This window comes from Bradyrhizobium sp. sGM-13 (assembly GCF_018398875.1).
Lineage (GTDB): Bacteria > Pseudomonadota > Alphaproteobacteria > Rhizobiales > Xanthobacteraceae > Bradyrhizobium.
In genome coordinates, this window is the sequence record NZ_JAGWDK010000037.1 from 1 (window position 1) to 16,686 (window position 16,686).

Here is a 16,686-nt window from a genome sequence, read left to right on the forward strand (position 1 = left end):
GGCCAAACGCGCGTTGCAGGAGATCTGGATGGCCGAAACCAAGGCCGCCGCCGAGTTGGCGTTCGACGCCTTCATCGAGAGCTACACGCCCAAATACGAGAAGGCGGCCGACTGCCTGAGTAAGGACCGGGACACGCTACTGGCGTTCTACGACTTCCCGGCCGAGCACTGGAAGCACCTGCGGACGACCAATCCCATTGAAAGCACCTTCGCTACCGTGCGCCACCGCACGATCCGATCGAAGGGTTGCCTGTCCAACAGGACGGCGCTCGCGATGGTCTTCAAACTGCTGGAGGCCGCGCAGAAAAGCTGGCGTCGTCTCGATGGCCACAACCAGTTGCCAAAACTCGTTCTCGGTGTGACATTCAACGATGGGATCGAGGTCATCGCCAAACCGACTGACCGTCAGCCCATAACCGCCGCCGCCTGACCGGCCGCGCCGTCACCAAAATTTGGCGATAGCTCTGTGGTTGGTGGCGGATTGTCTCATTTCATCAGTGTCGGAAGCACCGGGTAAGCTATTGATTCGGCCATACATGGTGATTGGGTTTCCTATCCGTGAAGTATTCTCCCACTGAGTTCAGACTCGTCGGGCACCGCGAATTTGATAGTCAGCCCAGCTGACGACGAGCTGACGCGCAGGCGCTAAGCGTGTACGATCCGGCGTTCTACGCGAAGGCCACGCTATGGCGAACGGGCCAGCGCACCCGGCTCGTGCGAAAGCGGTTGCAGGCTGGCGTTTCCAGTATCGGCATTCCCAGCAAGTGCGAGCGATAGGCCGAGATTGTTGCGCAACATCTGATTGCCTGGGGCCGCTGCGAGAGCCTCGCGATATAGCGCTTGTGCTTCATCATGACGCCCCTCGGCGTCGAGGACCACCCCTTTTGCATTCAGGGCACGCAAATTACCAGGAACTGTAAGCAAGATCTTGTCGGCTACCTCAAGTGCTTCGCCCGCGCGTTTCTGTGCCAGAAGGGCCTGCGTAAGCGAGATTGCCGCATCGACATTGTCTGGCTTTTGCTTCAGAGCCTCACGCAAACTCTCCTCGTCGGAAACCCGCAGGAGGGCGTGTGCAATGCGCTCGCGCATAGCAGGATCGATGTCCTTGGCGCCCAGCAACTCTGGCCGCGGCGTCTCTTGAACTGAGCTAGCTTGCTGATCCAGACTGGCGCAACCACCAAGCACAAGAGTGGCGAATAAAGCGAGGAGAGTAAAGCCCGAGGGCGGATGGAACGCATACAATCGAGCAGCGAACCTTGTTGTAGGTGAATTCATGCCATCCTCTCACGACCGACTGCTGCACTCTGTTAGCCGTTTGTGGCATGCAGGTTGCGTTGTTCTCCTGCCGGAGCTTTTTCCTTGGGACCTGTAAGCTTGAGCGACCCCACCGGCTGGACCGTGAAATCGGAGGCGAGATCCTGATAAGACAGAACAGGAAGATCGAACCCGTTGCGGGTGAGAAAGCCGCGGACGAAGCGCCTGATATCCAGCGAACTCAGGATGACGGGCTGGCTCTGACCTGGTGGCATGCCTGAATGAATCTGGCGCAGTTGCGACAGCAACATCTCGCTATGCCGGTCCTCCAGCGCGAGGTACGGCCCGACGGCGGTCTCTCGGACCGCACTGCGAATCACATCCTCAGTTTCACGTTCGACGATAAAGGCGGGCAGAACACGGTGAGCGTTGGCATGGCGATAGCAGATTTGCCGTCTTAGGCCGGAGCGGACATATTCGGTGAGCAGGACGGCGTTCTGCTCGCGTTCGCTCCATTCGGCGAACGCTTCCAAGACCAGCCGGGTGTTACGAATCGGGATGCCCTCGTCGAGCAGGCGACGCAGGACATCGGCGATCCGGGGAACTGGAGTCGTGCGTAGCACTTCCTTCACCAGGTCGGCATATTCCTGCTCCATCCGGGCGAGCAATTGTCGCGTCTCTTGAATGCCTACCAAGCGCTGCGCATATCGCGTCAGTACGGAACTGACGCGCAGGGCTATGATTTCGCTCGGACGGTGATGCCCGATCCCGGCCGCTTTGAGAGCCGGTGCATGGCTCTGTTCGATCCAGATCCGGTCGGTGTCTGGATCTTGCCGATGCGGGATGCCGCTCAATTCAATGTTCGCTCGGTCGTCGGTGAGCGCGAGCTGCGTCGGATCCACCCGATCCCGTTCAACCGGTACTCCTTCCACATCTAGCCTAAACTCGGATTGGGCCAAACGTTGATCGACCTGGACTGGAATGCGGGGAATCGTGATGCCAAGATCGGCTGAGACCAGTGCCGAAATGCGAGCGATGTGCTGCTCAACTTCCTCTCTGTCAATCGCGTTTACCAGGTTAGGTGCAAAGAATACCGCGACCGGAAGCGCCTCCGCAGGTATGGTTTGCCGTTGAGCCTGCGCTGGATTTGAAGTCGGAGTACTAACGTTAGCGCTCGTCTTGGAGCCCGTGTTCGCGCCTTGCACACCGCCTTTGACATAGCTCGTCCCGGCAAAAAGTGCGGCCAGCATGAGAAACGGGGGCAAAGGGAAACCTGGTATGAGCCCCATGAGAAGTAAGACGCCGGCCGCTAGCCGCAGTGCCTGGGTACTGGCCGTGAGTTGGTTGATGATATCGGCACCAAGCTTGAGCTTGGAAGGCCCATTCACACGTGTGACGATGGTTGCGGCCGTAACCGACAGCAGGAGCGCCGGAATCTGAGAAATCAACGCATCGCCGATGGTGAGCAGCGTATATTGGTGCAACGCCTCATCGACGGACATGCCCTTGGAGAGCAGTCCGATGCTGATTCCTCCCAGCATGTTGATGCAAATGACTATGAGTCCGGCAATGGCATCCCCTTTCACGAACTTCATGGCGCCATCCATCGCACCGTGAAGTTGGCTTTCTCGCTCCAGTGAGGCTCGCCGGCTGCGTGCCTCGTGCTGATCGATATGACCGTTGCGTAGCTCCGCGTCGATAGCCATCTGCTTGCCCGGCAGAGCGTCGAGCGTGAATCGTGCCGAGACTTCAGCAACGCGCTCGGCGCCCTTGGCGAGAACCATGAACTGCACCATGGTCACGATCAAAAATATAACAATGCCGACCGCGATGTTCCCTGATATCACGAACTCACCGAAGGTGTGAATGATGCTGCCGGCGTCTCCTTCAGCGAGAATCAGCCGGGTTGTCGCGATGGTCAGCGCCAGACGAAAAACGGTAGAGATCAGGATGACGCCGGGCAAGGACGAGAAATCCAGTGGCGTACTGAGATACAGTGCAACCATCAGCAGCAATACGGCAAAACCCAGATTGAAGCCGATCAGCATGTCGACCACGACGATCGGCATCGGCATGATCATCATTGCGATTGCCAGAAGCAGCATGAACGCGACCATGAAATCCGGGTGGAATGGCGCGCGCACGATAAGCTTACGAAGGAGGTTTGCCATGGAGACGATTCTTATTGTTGTTCCGTTGGGGCTGTCCTGCCACGCAGGGACACATAGTCTTGGAAGACTGCCCGCGCCTCGTCCATACGGCCGGCCCGTCGTAGCGCGTGACTGCGGAGAAGCGTCAAAGGCAGACGCGAAGAGGGCTCGTCATCAAGCGTGTCTAGTCTATCCAGCACGGCAAGTGCTTCATTGCCAAAGCCCTCCGAGATGAGAGCATAGGTAAGAATGCGAAGCAGGTCGACGTCTTGCGAATCGTCATGGGCAATGAGCCGCAACAGAGCGAGAGCTTGTGCGCTCTGTCCACACGCAAGGTGGACGAAGGATATTGCGCAGACCAAATCACGCTCCTGCCCTGAGATTGGCAAGACATCGCCGGTTTTGGAAGCATCGGCCGGCGGCGGTGGACTGGCGAACTGCGCTCCGCCCGAGTCGATCATGCTAGCCCCCAATCAAACTGTTCTGGTTCTGCCGGAGCAGGATGAGCCGCCGGAGCTCCTGCTGCAGGGCTTCGGTCCCTTCACGCGCCGCCGAAGCCTCCGGTTCGGCGCATAGCCTATCGGCCAAGCGCTCGAGAAGAACACCATGCTTCTCTGCTCGCAGCACGTCCGGGTCACGCAGGCGTGGTGTCACGAAGGAGAGCAGGCCAGTTGCGAGATTGCGGCCATAAAGTGAAGCGAGTGCTGCACGGGGATCGATCTCAGCTATCCGTACGCGCCTCTCGTTGAGACTGACGCGCGAGACGGCATTGATATCGTTTACCTCAAGCGCGGCCTCGATTGGCAGATCCGGCGCCTCGGTATCCGGCCAAACCGACCCGTGCCTCTTCTCGCCACCGCCATCGGTGCCATGGATCCCTAAATTATGGACTTGAGGGAGGGCCGGCTTGTTCGCTGGCTCATGGTCGTGCGTGTTGAGCCTTTGCGAAGAGGTGCCAAGTCCGACAGGATGCTGGGGCAGCTTGGTCATGACGTTCTCCTTTCCTGCGGCGGTGGAGCTCTAATAGGGAAGAGCAGCAAGCCGTCCATTCCGGCTGAGCAGTACGCGTCCCGTCTCGATACGATCGACCGTCCATCCATCGTTCAACAGCGCGCCCACGAAGTACTTTTGGCCACCAATAAGAAGATAGGGGTGGGCTCCGCGCCACACCGCCTGGACAGCAATTGAGGAGGGCGGCTTATCCTCCTTCACGATCACTCCATTTACGAGTGTCAGCGATCCGTTCGTATGCTGATCGAACCATTGCTGAACCTTCTGCCATCTACTGACTGACGCAGGCGTCACGGTGCCCTCGGCGCTGACCACACCTGGCCCAGGACCGATCTTGATATTGAGAAGTCCCGCTTTGTTGACCTCCTCTTGCAGCTGTTCGGCGGCCGCATGGAGGGGGCGATCATCAGGACCGTTGAGCGTCAGCTTCGGTGGAAGTGCGGCGACAGGGGGCGCATCGGGGCTCAGTGCACCGGCACTGCCGTCAAAGAGGAAGCTGACTGCAAGAGTGGCGATCCCGACAGAGCTCAGCAAGACCAAGGCGGCTGCTATTATCGAGACACGCGACAGGCCGATTGATCCTTGCTCCGAATCCTGTGTGCAGCGAATGGACATCGTGCCCGCATGAACGACGGCAGGAAGAGAAATAACAACCCGCTTGCCTACGGCAATATCTCCGTTTCCTTCTATGCTGACTCCGGCTGCTAGAGCCTCGATCTCCATCGAATCGTGCAGGGGGGTGAGACGGAAGTGATTGGGCTCGAGCCCCTGTTCGACGAAGACGATATCGGCATCGAGGCCACTTCCGATAAGGCTCGTTCCGACGGGCGCTTCACCGGTCACCCCGGAATAGAGCCCTGATAGCACTTCGAAATCAACGGAGGCCGGTTCGTTCACGGAGAGGCTCCCTGAGCAACGAGAAGCCGTACGGCGTTGCCGTACGGCTGGTTCCGAATTCGTCAGGCTGTAGAGAGCATCCAGCACGCGAAAAAAGCGGCCGTGAGCCCCTCTTGCAGCGCTAACTCACGCGCTCGTCGGCAACCTTCTTTTCGGACGAGAGCTCAGTCGTAATTCTGCGCATCACGATGCTATTGGCCTGAGCTTCTTTGCTAACACGCTCGAGCTCGGCGAGCTGCGCCGCGAAATCGCCAGACCCGGTTTGCTGATTCGTAGGGACTTCAGACGGAGTGGGGAAACCGCCAACGGGAGAAACCATATCGACTCACCTTTCTGTTTGGAAGTTACTGCTACTGATGACCTGCCTCACGCCTAACCAACTGGCGTGACGACGGCAGGAAATGAAATCATTACATGCGCGCCTGGCGGGCCATTCAAGAGAGTCAATTCGCCGTTGCCGTGGTTACACTGGGGGGTGCTTCCTGCGGCAGGGCCATTGTCCTTGGCGACCTTGTCAGCATCAGCCTTCTCAGGCTCCAAGCTGTGAATAACCTTCTCGAAGGCTTGGTCGAGTACTCCACCGACAGCGGAACCAATTGCCGCTCCCGACGGTCCACCGAGCCATCCACCAGCCGCGCTTCCGATCATTTCTCCAATCATCGCATTCTCCTGTGTTCATCTCCACTAAGATCAATAGACGACTCGTCGCCTAGAGATCAGCGCTCTCATCCTAAGAGGATTACCTTTCGAGAAGCTGACGAGTCTCAGAAAGGCCGCGGAATGAGTCGTGGTGGCCCAACTTTTTCTCTCACGGAAATGTGTCGGTTCTCTAAGGCACCGAAAGACCGCCTGGAGCATTCACGCGAGAGGCTCGGCCGACGTTCTTTAGAGAGCGTGGACGCTTGCTGGCCGCGCGTCCCAAGATGTCGTTGTTCCGACGCCCATCACGAAGAGCGATTCGTCGCGATCACATGCTCTCAACATTCAGATGATCCGAAAGCTGATGTGCTGGTGGGCGATTATCTTATCGTCAGCTTTTCGACAGGTACTCAGGATAAACTTCCTGCGACTTGGATGCGCTCGACGTGAGAGGCCCGCATTGCCGAAGGCAAGGGTAAGAGAAGTGGTCCGCCGATCAAGGCTGTTGTCACCTGCAACAAGAAACGCGAGGGCGGCCTGCTGCTGGTCATGACGTGGGATTGGTTTTTGAATGGCCTCGGCGCAACGTGCCAAGTTGATTGTGCGGGTGGTCCTCGCAGTCTGTCGCTTCCTTCAATGCAATAGGAGTGAATGAAAATGGCGTATCTTCCCGTGGTGGGCGGCTTCAATCCGGCGGTAGGGCTAGTGCCTGAAGGCGTGCCCGCCGCTCCAATGTTCAACGTGGTGATGGGGCAGTACGCCGGCACTGCCGGCGTCCCGGTTGGGGCCTACCAGTACCTGCCGGTAAATGGTCCGGCCGTCGTCGCTCACGCCGTACGCAGTCGGGCCCACGTTTCCGTTCTCGCCCTGCCGCCGCCTCCTTCGTTCGCGCCGGTCGCGCAGAACCAAAGCTCGTCGTCCTCAATTGATCCGGTGTGGACGCATGAGGTCCATGACGGCAAGGCCACGATCCACCTTGGCGATAAGTATACAATCACGGCGGACGAGAAGGACGGCACCTGGACTGTCCGCAATAACGAGACCGGGCATGTCACGAAGATCCACGGCGATCCTCACTTCGATGCTGATGGGGACGGGAAGGACGATTTCGATTTCAAGAAGGGCATGACCCTGAAACTCGATGATGGTACGAAGATCACCGTGGATACGGCCGACTACGGCAACGGCAAGAGCATTTCATCGAAGCTCACCATCACGAATGGCAGCAACGCCATGGTTGTCGAGGGCCTCGGTGACGACAAGGATGGTGCCAACAATCTGAAGGTGACGCAGTCTAATGCTGGCCTCACTCTCGATGAGCTGACAGCCGATGGTTCACAAACGATCCATGAGCAAGGTCAGGGTTGGGTCGACGGCGCCGGGCGTGAGGTGGACCAGGCGAGTATCGATGCTGGTGAAGAGGGGCGCGCCCCGGGCGCCGGCTCCCAATCCCAGTACACTCCTCCGCCGCTCGCTACTCCATTGTACTACTACACGCCAGTTTTCGTTCCTCCTCCCCCGCCTGCGTCGATGACCCCAGTTGCGGTGAACCAGAGCCCGCCACCTAAAACTAATCCGGTGTGGTCGCATGAGGTCCATGACGGCAAGGCAACGATACACCTTGGCGACAAGTATACAATCACGGCCGACGAGAAGGACGGCACCTGGAGTGTTCGCAACAAAGAAACCGGGCATGTCTCGAAGATTCATGGCGACCCTCATGTCGATGCTAATGGAGACGGCAAGGACGACTTTGATTTCAAGAAAGGCATGACCCTGCAACTCGATGATGGCACGAAGATCACCGTGGATACGGTCGACTACGGCAAGGGAACCATTTCGTCCAAGCTCACCATCACGAATGGCGACAACGCTATGGTTGTCGAGGGACTCGGTGACAAGAGGGACGGTGCCAACAATCTGAAGGTGACGCAGTCCAATGCTGGCCGAACCCTCGATCAGCTTACGGCGGATGGTGCACAGACGATATATGAGCAAGGTCAAGGGTGGGTCGATAGGTCCGGATGGCGGGTCAACCAGGCGAGCATTGACGCCAATGAGCGGGCTGCCGGGTAAGGCCGATCTGAGCACAGTTCAAAATAACGGGAGCGGGCGCTGTCGCCCGCTCTCCCATGCTCCTCAGCGCGAGTGCGCAGGGAAGCGCCTCGCTTCGGGATACTCATGCGTATTCCGCGCTCTCACGCTATCGATGATCTGGCTGTCATATCTCTGCCGGTAACAGTCTGCAACGAAGGCACGACTGGACGAGTGGGGGCGTCTCAACCAGCGAGAGTTGGTCCAACCTCAAGTCGACGATGCACAGGATTCTACCAGTAGTTCCATTGCAAGGTCGATTGATTGACAAGAGGGCCTCGGCGGCCGGATGCGCTATGGCGGCGAACGCCAGGCGGCAGGAATGCGCGATTTATCGGGTTTACGGCCAAGAGCGACGCGCCGAGTCGTTAGGCGCGTTCAGCCGCTACGCAGCGCGCGAGGAGAGGAAGATCCTGTTCGGTCTCTCACCCGTATAAGACACCTTATGACGTGCAAGTTTGTAAATGCGCGATTGCCTGAAGCGAGGCGCGTCCGTTAGGTATGTGAGCCAGACGTCTTGGGCTACCGAGATGCGGATGACCGGAGTGGCCCGGAGCGACAAGAACCCTAAGGACTGTCACGCCAAGCTTACCGCAACCGATCAGAACGATCAGACACTATTGTGGTGCGGATCCTCCAGCTGCGGAGAAGCTCCTCTCCTTTCTCTCTTCTCACCGTTGCTTGGATGTGCCGTGTGCCGCTCGTTGTTCCCGACTCGACGGGGCGGAGTCAAACATCCTCTTCTGTGTCGTCCATGACAGAGTCTAGATCGGCCTGCGCATCGCTGACAATTCGCATTGCGATCATGCCAAGTGCCGATTCGAAAGCTTTGCGTTGTTGCGCGGCCTGCGAGTTGGCGTCATCGGCCCCTTCGGTTCCGTCAAAATTCGCACCGTTATTGCTTCCCGTTGCTCCGATATCGGGTGCACCTGCGTTCATGTTCGTAACACCGCCTGTAGATAACCACTCTCTCATCCTAGCAACGTTAGCTTTCGAGAAGCTGACGAGGCTCAGTGCGTTTCATGATGAGCCATTGGAGACCACATCGATGCTTCCGTCAGGTGAGGCGTCGGGGTCTGCCAAAGAAGAGCTAGTGCTGGCCGGAGAAGAGTTTGAGGTGGGGCAAGACGGTCTCGGTGGACGCTAGCACGCCGGCAATCCGAAAAGCCTGTTTCGTTTAGAAGAGCTCCTCCTGCAGGACGGCAGCTCTCGGCAGTGGCCGCCAAGAGGGTGCGTCCGAATTGGCTGAGGCGCTCAAGCACCTACGTAAGTTGTGGGGGAAGAAGACGATGGAGGCCGACACGCTGCGTGAACCGGTGGAGCACGGTCGGGCAAAGAATGAACTACGTGATCGTCATCATTGCCGGAGCCAATAGTTTGTGATGCCGAGGAGGGACGTGAAACTCGATGCAATCCGAGCACCTGATCTCGCAGGTCGCTAAAGTAGCGCTTGAACGGCGCAGCGGCTGGTGCTGGAGGGCGAGCTGATTGAACTCAAGGTGCGGTGCGAGGTGCAGGACAAAATTCGCCGGGCCTGAAACCTTCCACATGATCTTGTCGCGTATACGCTAGGACATTTCGGGTCATTCGGATCGAAGAAATGGCAAGATCGTCAAAGCTCGTCGCGTCGAAGCGCGGCCGGGTACTCCTGGTGCGGCGGCGCCGCGACAAGCTTTGTATGTCTCCTGGCGGGCGCCGGCGCGGCCACGAAACGGCGGAGCAGTGCCTCTGGCGCGAGATCAAGGCGCCATTATGTGGCGTCGCAGGATTTAGGCAAGCGCGAGGCGGCGAGTTATTGTGCGTTTTCGTGTGCAACGTCGTGTTCGCAACATGTTGGCGGATACCAAACAAGTGCGGCTTTGGCTTTCGGAAGAGAAAGCACGCGCCACGCTTCGTTTTGCGTCCAGCTGCCCGCGCAGCGGTCCGTGCGCGGGAGCATTAGGCGCGATTGGCCCGGCTTTTGCTCCCTTGTTTGCCAACGGCGTGCGGCTCTCTGCTTTGTCGGGATCGGCCGTTGCAGAATGTGTATCTCGATGTGACCAAAGGCGATGCCATGAAGAATTGGAGTTCCGTGACAACCAAGGTGCTAGGCACGGCCACTGTTGCAATGGCCTTGACGACACCCACCGCGCTGGCGGTCGAATACAAAGTCGAATACAAAAGGGATAATAGCAGCAATCCTAGCCTCCGGGACGTTCCTGAAAACAGCAGCGTGCTTACCCAGATCACAGTCACCTCGGAACGACCAGCAAGCTTCACGCTTGCGAACGGCCTGCAGGTGGTGGTGATCCCCGATCATCGCAACCCGGTCGTGACTCATATGATTTGGTATAAGGTCGGCTCCGCCGATGAGACGCCGGGCAAATCGGGGCTTGCGCATTTCTTCGAACACTTGATGAAAAAGGGCACAGCGAAGCATCCGCCCGGCGAGTTCTCCCAGACCGTGCTGCGCGTCGGCGGCAACCAGAACGCCTTCACCTCGATGGACTACACCAGCTATTACCAACGCGTGCCGCGCGAGCAGCTGACGAAGATGATGGAATTTGAGGCCGACCGCATGACCGGTCTCGTTCTCCAAGATGAGGACGTGCTGTCCGAACGCGATGTTGTGCTCGAAGAATTCAACATGCGCGTCGCCAACAATCCCGATGCGCGGCTCACCGAGCAGATGATGGCGGCGCTTTACCTCAACCACCCCTACGGCCGCCCCATTATCGGCTGGCGGCAGGAGATCGAAAAGCTCGACCGCGAGGACGCGCTCGCCTTCTACAGGCGCTTCTACACGCCGAATAACGCGATCCTGATCATCGCCGGCGACGTCGATCCCAAGGACATCCGCACGATGGTGGAGAAAAATTTTGGCGACATCCCTGCAGATCCTTTGATTCCTGCAAAACGCCTGCGGCCGCAGGAGCCGACGGCGGCGGCCCCGCGCACGGTGACGTTATCCGATCCGCGAGTCGAGCAGCCGACCCTACACCGCTATTATCTCGTGCCGTCGGCTCACACCGCGGCCGCCGGCGAGAGTCCTGCGCTTGACGTGCTCGCGCGATTGATGGGCGGCGGCGCCAATTCCCATCTCTATCGTTCGCTGGTGATCGACAAGCAGCTCGCGAGCAGCACGGGCGCGAACTACCAGCGCACCTCGCTCGATCCCTCGCGATTCATGATCTCTGTCACGCCGAAACCTGGTGTCGAATTCGCCCAGATCGAGGACGCGATCGACAAGGTGATCGCCGACCTCGCGCAAAATCCCGCGCGCGCCGAGGATCTCGAGCGCGTCAAGACCCAATTGATTGCGGAAGCCATCTACGCCCAGGATGACCAGGCGACGCTTGCGGGCTGGTATGGAAGCGCGCTCACCACCGGGCTCAGCGTTGACGATATCCGAAGCTGGCCGGACCGCATCCGGGGCGTCACCCCCGAGCAGGTGCGCGAGGCCGCGCAAACATGGCTCGACAAGAAACGCTCGGTGACCGGCTATCTGATCAAGGATTCTGCGCACAAACGCGAGGAGAAGCGCTCGTGACCTGTTCCTTCACACGGCGTGCCGTCCTCGGTGGAGCCTCGCTCGCGATCGCGACGCCCGGCTCTGCACCATCGCTTGCCGCCACGAAAGTTCAGCGCCTGGTCTCCCCCGGCGGCATCGAAGCCTGGTTCATGCACGACGCCACCGTCCCGCTGATCGCGATGGAATGCGCCTTCGGCGGCGGAGCGACCCAGGACCCCAACGACAAGCCCGGTGTCGGCCACATGGTTGCCGGCCTGCTCGATGAAGGGTCCGGCGATCTCGACTTCAAGACCTTTCACGAGCGGCTCGACCGCCGCGCCATTGAGCTGAGCTTTGACTCGACTCGCGATCAGTTTCGCGGCTCCTTGCGCATGCTCAAGGACAACAGGGACGAGGCCTTCGACCTGCTGCGAATGGCGCTGACCTCGCCGCGTCTCGATGCGGCCGATGTCGAACGGATCCGTACCGCGGTGCTCGCGAAGCTTCGGCGTGACTCCACGAATCCTTCAACGCTCGCCAATCGCAAGTTCCTTGAAGTCGCCTTTAACGATCATCCTTATGCTCGCCAGGCCGGAGGCACGGTCGAGAGCGTGCCGAAAATCGACGTCGCCGATCTGAAGGACTATGTCCGCCGCGTGATCGCGAAGGACACGCTCAAGATCGCGATGGTCGGTGACCTCGATCCAGAGAGCCTCGGAAAATTGCTCGACAAGGCCTTTGGCAGCCTGCCGGCCAAGGCGGAGTTGACACAGGTAGCCGACGTGGTCGCGGCAAAGCCGCCGCAGCGCGTCTTCATTCCGCTCGACGTGCCGCAGACCGTCGTGACCTTCGGCGGTCCCGGCGTCCGCCGCAGCGAGCCGGATTTCATGGCGGCCTATGTCGTCAACCACATCCTCGGCGGATTCGGACTATCGTCGCGGCTGTTCCGCGAAGTCCGCGACAAGCGCGGGCTCGCCTATTCCGTCCATGAGACGCTCTTGTGGATGGATCATTCCGCACTGTTCGTCGGCAATACCGGCACCCGCGCCGATCGCGCCGGCGAGACGGTGGAAGAGATCGAAAAGCAGGTTCGTCGCATGGCTGAGGAAGGCCCGACCCAGCAGGAACTCGATAATGCCAAGTCGTACCTGAAGGGCTCGCAGATGTTGGCGCTCGATACCTCGTCAAAGCTTGCGCGGGCGCTGCTGCAGTATCAGCTCGATAAGCTGCCGATCGACTATATCGAGAAGCACTGCGCGCTCGTCGATGCGGTGACGCTGGAGGATGCCAGGAAGGCGGCGCAGCGGCTGTGGGGCCGGGGTCTGCTCAGCGTCATCGTCGGCCGCTCCCCACCGGCCGCAGCCCAGTCGACCACCGCGCCATCGGCCACGACGCCGCCGCCAGCGGCAGTACAGCCAGGCGCCGCGCCATCCGCCGCAACGCCGGCAACACCCAATTAATTTTGTATTCGTGAGGTGACATGCGCTCTGAACTTCTTTTTTGCGGCCGAGACAGCTGCGGTCGCGGCAAGCGATGCCGTCAATGCGACGGAACGTACGCAGGAGGTGTTTTCAAAAACCTCTGCCGGTTGAGAACCGGAAGCTTGCGGGGATATCTGCGTCGTCTCAGCCAGGATGTCCTGGCCGCGCCGACTGCCTGACCAGATCTCTTAAAGTGACACATAATTAATTGACCGCGTACAATCATCTTGGCGCGAGGCCAACATAGCCAAGATAATCGACGCCGGCACAAAAGGGACACCGCCAAGTGCTCCTGCCATCGGCGGCATCCCAAAGGTCCGTTTTAGCGGGGAGGGCATGGCTCTGCCGCAAGCTGGGCTGTGGAAACGCCTACCCGGTGGGGGAATCCTCACCCGAGTATCCAGGCCAGAGGCTAGGGTCAAGCGACGGGTTGAGACGAACAAAATCCTCTTCTCGCCATTCGGCTGTGTGGGGCACACCTAGGATAGAGAAAGTTGTCGGTGAGTCCTTGCTCGGCATGAGTCCGACGGTTCTTAGCATGTTGAGCTGGGCGTTCGATGCCGTTTGGGGACAGAAGACCCAGTACTCGTAGGCGCGACGTCCGTTTTCCATGACGAAGTTTCCGAGTTCCAGTGGCGCATCCCCCGTGGACGACGATGGCCCGGCTTGTGATGGCGCGGCATGCGATGGCCCGGCCTGTAACAGCCTGGGTTCGAGCTCCTCCCAAACCGGGTCCTTATCGGGGGCTTCCGCGAGCGACTGAGCAGGCGGCTGCTGCGAGCTGGGCTGCAGAAACCGGTCGCCGGCGGCCGGTAATGGCCCAGGGGGGCCGCAGCCGGCGTATGCAGATCATCGTCCCAACTCAAATGTGACGAATAGGGATGCTCGGCCTCCAAATATGGCGAATAGGCTTCCCCCTGCGGCACTGGCGACCACGCAGCATATGGCGGGGGACTGTCTTGCAACTCGCTCAGCTGGTGCTCAAAGCCCGTTGGATCCGCGGGCGTTGGCAGTGAGGCGGGCTGTGGGTCCGTGTTCAGTGGGTCGATTGAGTTGAAATCCATCCTGTTCCTCCTTTGATACAGGGAGCGGCTCGAGCCCTTCTTTGAAGAAGGCCACTTGCATCGCGACTACGGAGAACAGCTGAGAACTCTCGCCTTGAGCTGTAGCCTCCAATCTGCCAGCAACAATGGCGCCAACCAGGTTTACGGCTATTCCGAGCATCGGGTGCCCCGACGTTGCATGAGGTGGATAGACGGCATCGCCGCCGAGACATCCGCGCTCTCATGCTAGGAGGGTGAGCTTTCGAGAAGCTGACGAGCATCAGAAGGATTCAAAATGAGCCAATGGAGACGGCATTGACTTTCGCCGAAAGCTGCCGCGCATTCTAAATTTCATCTCTGGCCCGGCGCAGGCTCGCGCACGATGCTGTCCTGACGCGGCGCGTCGGAAGAATAGGGGGCTTCCGGTCGTCCATCGCGAACGACCGTGGTTGAGGAGCCACGAAATAACTTCAGCACCGATTCCCGCGACTGCTTTTCGACGGCAGCGTGCGGCCGCGCCTGCGCCTCCGCTACAAGGCCGTTGAGCGTTTGGTCTAAGAGCGCGATGAAGCGTGGTGGACCAGAAACTAGGACGAGGCCATCTCCTGGTGCCGGTCTCACAAGATAGCGCTCGTCGGAGATATTGAGTGCATCGAGGGCCGCTTTGAATGCATCGAAGCTGATCGGCTTCAACACAAGCAGACGACTTTGCGCCTCATTTGCAGCAGATACATACAGCACGAGCCCATCGTAGTACCATTGAAGATTGTAGAGATTGGTCAAACGGTCCAGGAACTCGCGCGGTGGCAGATCTGGCATGCGCCCGCGAATCCGACCCCTCACCTCCGCGCTGACGTTCACTCTGATATTGAGGTTGTTACCGAATTCCAGCAGTGCGGCAGACAGGTCCTGATCCAGAACCGTGTAGCTATAAGGTGCCGAAGGCAGCGAGAGCGGAGCCCCAAACGCCGTGAGTACCCCGGAGCAAAGGAAAACTCCTGCGCCCGCAACTCGGTTCAAAATGTTCAGGATCGTGCGTCGGCTTAGCATTCCCAAGTCCCTTCGGCCTGAGAACAAGTATTAAGACTTCGCCCAAATTGGAAGCCAAGCGTGATCTTTAAAATGGCCTTATGGCTCGCATGTTCGTCAGCTTGCGGTCAGCTGGCCTCTTTACGGTATTGACCATCAATTCTTAACAAGGGCGATGTCTCATCGCAGCCCAAACCAATGACACCTTCGATCACGCTAGGCGCTACGCCGATCTCTCTGAAGCCTAACGACGGTCTGTCCGGGCTCTGCCAGCCGGCAGCCATCGGCCAGCAGTGCCAGTTTCAGCAGACTCTTCTGCATGTCGCTTCGACATCAGACGCTGCCTCCTCAGTTACCGATAGAGCAGCGTCCGTTCCTGCGGTGTCAGAGGTTCAGCGTGCAGCAGTGCAGGCGAGCCCGCCTGGCGAGCGCGTGCTCCAGGCTCTCTCTTCGATGTATCGGAGCAATCCCATTCCTTCTGCAACGAGCGGCGGTGTGACCGCCATTTCGAAGACCGTTCAACCTGGGCCGGCCGCTCAGCCGCTTTCACGGTCGCAGCTAGTCGGGGCGAGCCCCGCGGGCAAGCCGGAAGGGGTGCTCGACTTCGACGCGATGGTTGCGGGTCTGCGGGACGTTTACAAGGGTGTCGTCGAGGTTTCGCTTGTGTCCAAGAGCACCAGCGCCGTCAGCTCATCTTTGAACAAATTGCTATCGGCGGGCTGAGTTCGTTGACGTCTGCTTTCATCTATGGACAAAACGGCCATGCCCGCCTATCCGGTCAGTGGTTGCGTGTTTTTGCCGTGCTATCGCTTCTCCTCCCCTTGATTGGCTGTAAGGCCGATCTCTACACCAAAGTGCAGGAGCGCGAGGCCAATGAGATGCTTGCTCTCCTGCTTAGCAAGGGAGTCGATGCGGTCCGTGTTACTGCCAAGGACGGGACCAGCACGATCCAGGTCGAAGAGAAGCAGCTAGCCTTTTCGATTGAGCTGCTAAATCTCGAAGGGTTGCCGCGCCACCCTTTCAAGAACCTCGGCGAGGTGTTCAAAGGATCGGGCCTGGTTGCCTCGCCGATCGAGGAGCGCGCCCGCTACGTTTATGCCCTGAGCGAAGAATTGTCGCGCACGATTAGCGATATCGACGGCGTCATATCCGCGCGTGTCCACGTTGTTTTGCCAAAAAATGATCTATTGCGCCAGGACACGATGCCGTCCTCAGCGTCGGTGTTCATTCGACATAACTCCAATGCAAAGCTCTCGCTCCTGCAACCGCAGATCAAGATGCTGGTCACCAACAGCATCGAGGGCCTATCCTATGACAAGGTGGTGGTGGTCTTTGTGCCGGTTGAGCGGGCTCCGCTTGAGCAGCCTGCCCCGCGAGCTGCGTCCGCTCAGTCGACCAAATCCATTTCAGACCCGCTACTTGCGGCCGGTATCGGAGGGGGCGGCGCTGCGATTGGCCTTCTGTGCTACATATTCCTGGGCTCTCGTATGCATCAGCGCGCCCAGCAGTCGCGCGCGCGATCCAGACTTGGCAACCGTTCGAACACGCCCGCTATCCCGCCTCCCGGTAAAAAGATCACCTCCGACAAGGCATAGGAG

The 16,686-nt window shown here is 59.1% G+C and carries 14 protein-coding genes and 1 pseudogene; 7 read left to right on the forward strand and 8 right to left on the reverse strand.

Features of this window, described 5'->3' with window-relative positions; translation table 11 throughout:
• Window positions 1-430: transposase (locus tag KJQ96_RS32840; protein WP_213290477.1), on the forward strand; the 430-nt coding region annotated here is incomplete at its 5' end.
• A 254-nt stretch (window positions 431-684) separates the two neighbouring features.
• On the opposite strand, the gene KJQ96_RS32845 is transcribed toward KJQ96_RS32840, so the two are convergent.
• The 6 genes from KJQ96_RS32845 to KJQ96_RS32870 all read right to left on the reverse strand — a co-directional run bounded on the left by KJQ96_RS32845 (window position 685) and on the right by KJQ96_RS32870 (window position 5,972).
• Complete coding sequence (locus tag KJQ96_RS32845) at window positions 685-1,275, reverse strand: tetratricopeptide repeat protein (RefSeq protein WP_213256163.1); 591 nt, start codon at window positions 1,273-1,275, stop codon at window positions 685-687.
• Between the two features lie 32 nt (window positions 1,276-1,307).
• Window positions 1,308-3,425, reverse strand: coding sequence for a type III secretion system export apparatus subunit SctV (gene sctV, locus KJQ96_RS32850; RefSeq protein WP_213256165.1), 2,118 nt, complete (start codon window positions 3,423-3,425; stop codon window positions 1,308-1,310).
• A gap of 11 nt (window positions 3,426-3,436) precedes the next feature.
• A complete protein-coding gene (locus KJQ96_RS32855; protein WP_057850262.1) occupies window positions 3,437-3,865 on the reverse strand; it encodes a hypothetical protein in 429 nt (142 codons plus the stop codon).
• A gap of 1 nt (window position 3,866) precedes the next feature.
• Window positions 3,867-4,394 carry a hypothetical protein gene (locus KJQ96_RS32860; protein ID WP_108522972.1) on the reverse strand — a complete coding sequence of 176 codons (528 nt, stop codon included), beginning with the start codon at window positions 4,392-4,394 and terminating at the stop codon, window positions 3,867-3,869.
• A gap of 30 nt (window positions 4,395-4,424) precedes the next feature.
• Window positions 4,425-5,312 (reverse strand): hypothetical protein, encoded by an 888-nt coding sequence (locus tag KJQ96_RS32865; protein WP_108522971.1) that lies wholly within the window; start codon window positions 5,310-5,312, stop codon window positions 4,425-4,427.
• A gap of 372 nt (window positions 5,313-5,684) precedes the next feature.
• A complete protein-coding gene (locus KJQ96_RS32870; protein WP_108522969.1) occupies window positions 5,685-5,972 on the reverse strand; it encodes a hypothetical protein in 288 nt (95 codons plus the stop codon).
• Window positions 5,973-6,608: 636 nt separating this feature from the next.
• Between KJQ96_RS32870 and KJQ96_RS32875 the strand changes: the two genes are divergently transcribed.
• Window positions 6,609-8,027 carry a DUF1521 domain-containing protein gene (locus KJQ96_RS32875; RefSeq protein WP_213256169.1) on the forward strand — a complete coding sequence of 473 codons (1,419 nt, stop codon included), beginning with the start codon at window positions 6,609-6,611 and terminating at the stop codon, window positions 8,025-8,027.
• Between the two features lie 747 nt (window positions 8,028-8,774).
• Here KJQ96_RS32875 and KJQ96_RS32880 read toward each other — a convergent pair.
• On the reverse strand, window positions 8,775-8,984 hold the full coding sequence (locus tag KJQ96_RS32880; protein WP_108522968.1) for a hypothetical protein: 210 nt from the start codon (window positions 8,982-8,984) through the stop codon (window positions 8,775-8,777).
• Between the two features lie 661 nt (window positions 8,985-9,645).
• Between KJQ96_RS32880 and KJQ96_RS40640 the strand changes: the two are divergent.
• The 3 genes and pseudogenes from KJQ96_RS40640 to KJQ96_RS32890 all read left to right on the forward strand — a co-directional run.
• A pseudogene (locus KJQ96_RS40640) lies at window positions 9,646-9,798 on the forward strand (NUDIX domain-containing protein); the annotation flags it as partial.
• A 300-nt stretch (window positions 9,799-10,098) separates the two neighbouring features.
• Complete coding sequence (locus tag KJQ96_RS32885; protein ID WP_249734806.1) at window positions 10,099-11,574, forward strand: pitrilysin family protein; 1,476 nt, start codon at window positions 10,099-10,101, stop codon at window positions 11,572-11,574.
• On the forward strand, window positions 11,571-12,995 hold the full coding sequence (locus KJQ96_RS32890) for a pitrilysin family protein (protein ID WP_309142501.1): 1,425 nt from the start codon (window positions 11,571-11,573) through the stop codon (window positions 12,993-12,995). The genes KJQ96_RS32885 and KJQ96_RS32890 overlap by 4 nt, the downstream gene beginning before the upstream one ends.
• A 1,415-nt stretch (window positions 12,996-14,410) precedes the next feature.
• Here KJQ96_RS32890 and KJQ96_RS32895 read toward each other — a convergent pair.
• Window positions 14,411-15,109 (reverse strand): secretin N-terminal domain-containing protein, encoded by a 699-nt coding sequence (locus KJQ96_RS32895; RefSeq protein ID WP_213254850.1) that lies wholly within the window; start codon window positions 15,107-15,109, stop codon window positions 14,411-14,413.
• Between the two features lie 177 nt (window positions 15,110-15,286).
• On the opposite strand from KJQ96_RS32895, the gene KJQ96_RS32900 reads away from it, so the two are divergent.
• Window positions 15,287-15,811, forward strand: a complete 525-nt coding sequence (locus tag KJQ96_RS32900) for a nodulation protein NolB (RefSeq protein ID WP_213254852.1) — start codon at window positions 15,287-15,289, stop codon at window positions 15,809-15,811.
• A gap of 5 nt (window positions 15,812-15,816) precedes the next feature.
• Window positions 15,817-16,683: a type III secretion system inner membrane ring lipoprotein SctJ gene (gene sctJ, locus KJQ96_RS32905; RefSeq protein WP_375293226.1), complete on the forward strand. Its 867-nt coding sequence runs from the start codon at window positions 15,817-15,819 to the stop codon at window positions 16,681-16,683.
• The last annotated feature ends 3 nt before the right edge of the window (window positions 16,684-16,686 follow it).

Bases quoted from the DNA above. Each gene is read 5' to 3' on its own strand.
- KJQ96_RS32900 (WP_213254852.1), top strand. From the start codon at position 15,287: ATGACACCTTCGATCACGCTAGGCGCTACGCCGATCTCTCTGAAGCCT.
- KJQ96_RS32880 (WP_108522968.1), bottom strand. From the start codon at position 8,984: ATGAACGCAGGTGCACCCGATATCGGAGCAACGGGAAGCAATAACGGT.
- KJQ96_RS32875 (WP_213256169.1), top strand. From the start codon at position 6,609: ATGGCGTATCTTCCCGTGGTGGGCGGCTTCAATCCGGCGGTAGGGCTA.
- KJQ96_RS32855 (WP_057850262.1), bottom strand. From the start codon at position 3,865: ATGATCGACTCGGGCGGAGCGCAGTTCGCCAGTCCACCGCCGCCGGCC.
- sctV (WP_213256165.1), bottom strand. From the start codon at position 3,425: ATGGCAAACCTCCTTCGTAAGCTTATCGTGCGCGCGCCATTCCACCCG.
- KJQ96_RS32885 (WP_249734806.1), top strand. From the start codon at position 10,099: ATGAAGAATTGGAGTTCCGTGACAACCAAGGTGCTAGGCACGGCCACT.
- KJQ96_RS32870 (WP_108522969.1), bottom strand. From the start codon at position 5,972: ATGATTGGAGAAATGATCGGAAGCGCGGCTGGTGGATGGCTCGGTGGA.
- KJQ96_RS32845 (WP_213256163.1), bottom strand. From the start codon at position 1,275: ATGAATTCACCTACAACAAGGTTCGCTGCTCGATTGTATGCGTTCCAT.
- KJQ96_RS32895 (WP_213254850.1), bottom strand. From the start codon at position 15,109: ATGCTAAGCCGACGCACGATCCTGAACATTTTGAACCGAGTTGCGGGC.
- KJQ96_RS32860 (WP_108522972.1), bottom strand. From the start codon at position 4,394: ATGACCAAGCTGCCCCAGCATCCTGTCGGACTTGGCACCTCTTCGCAA.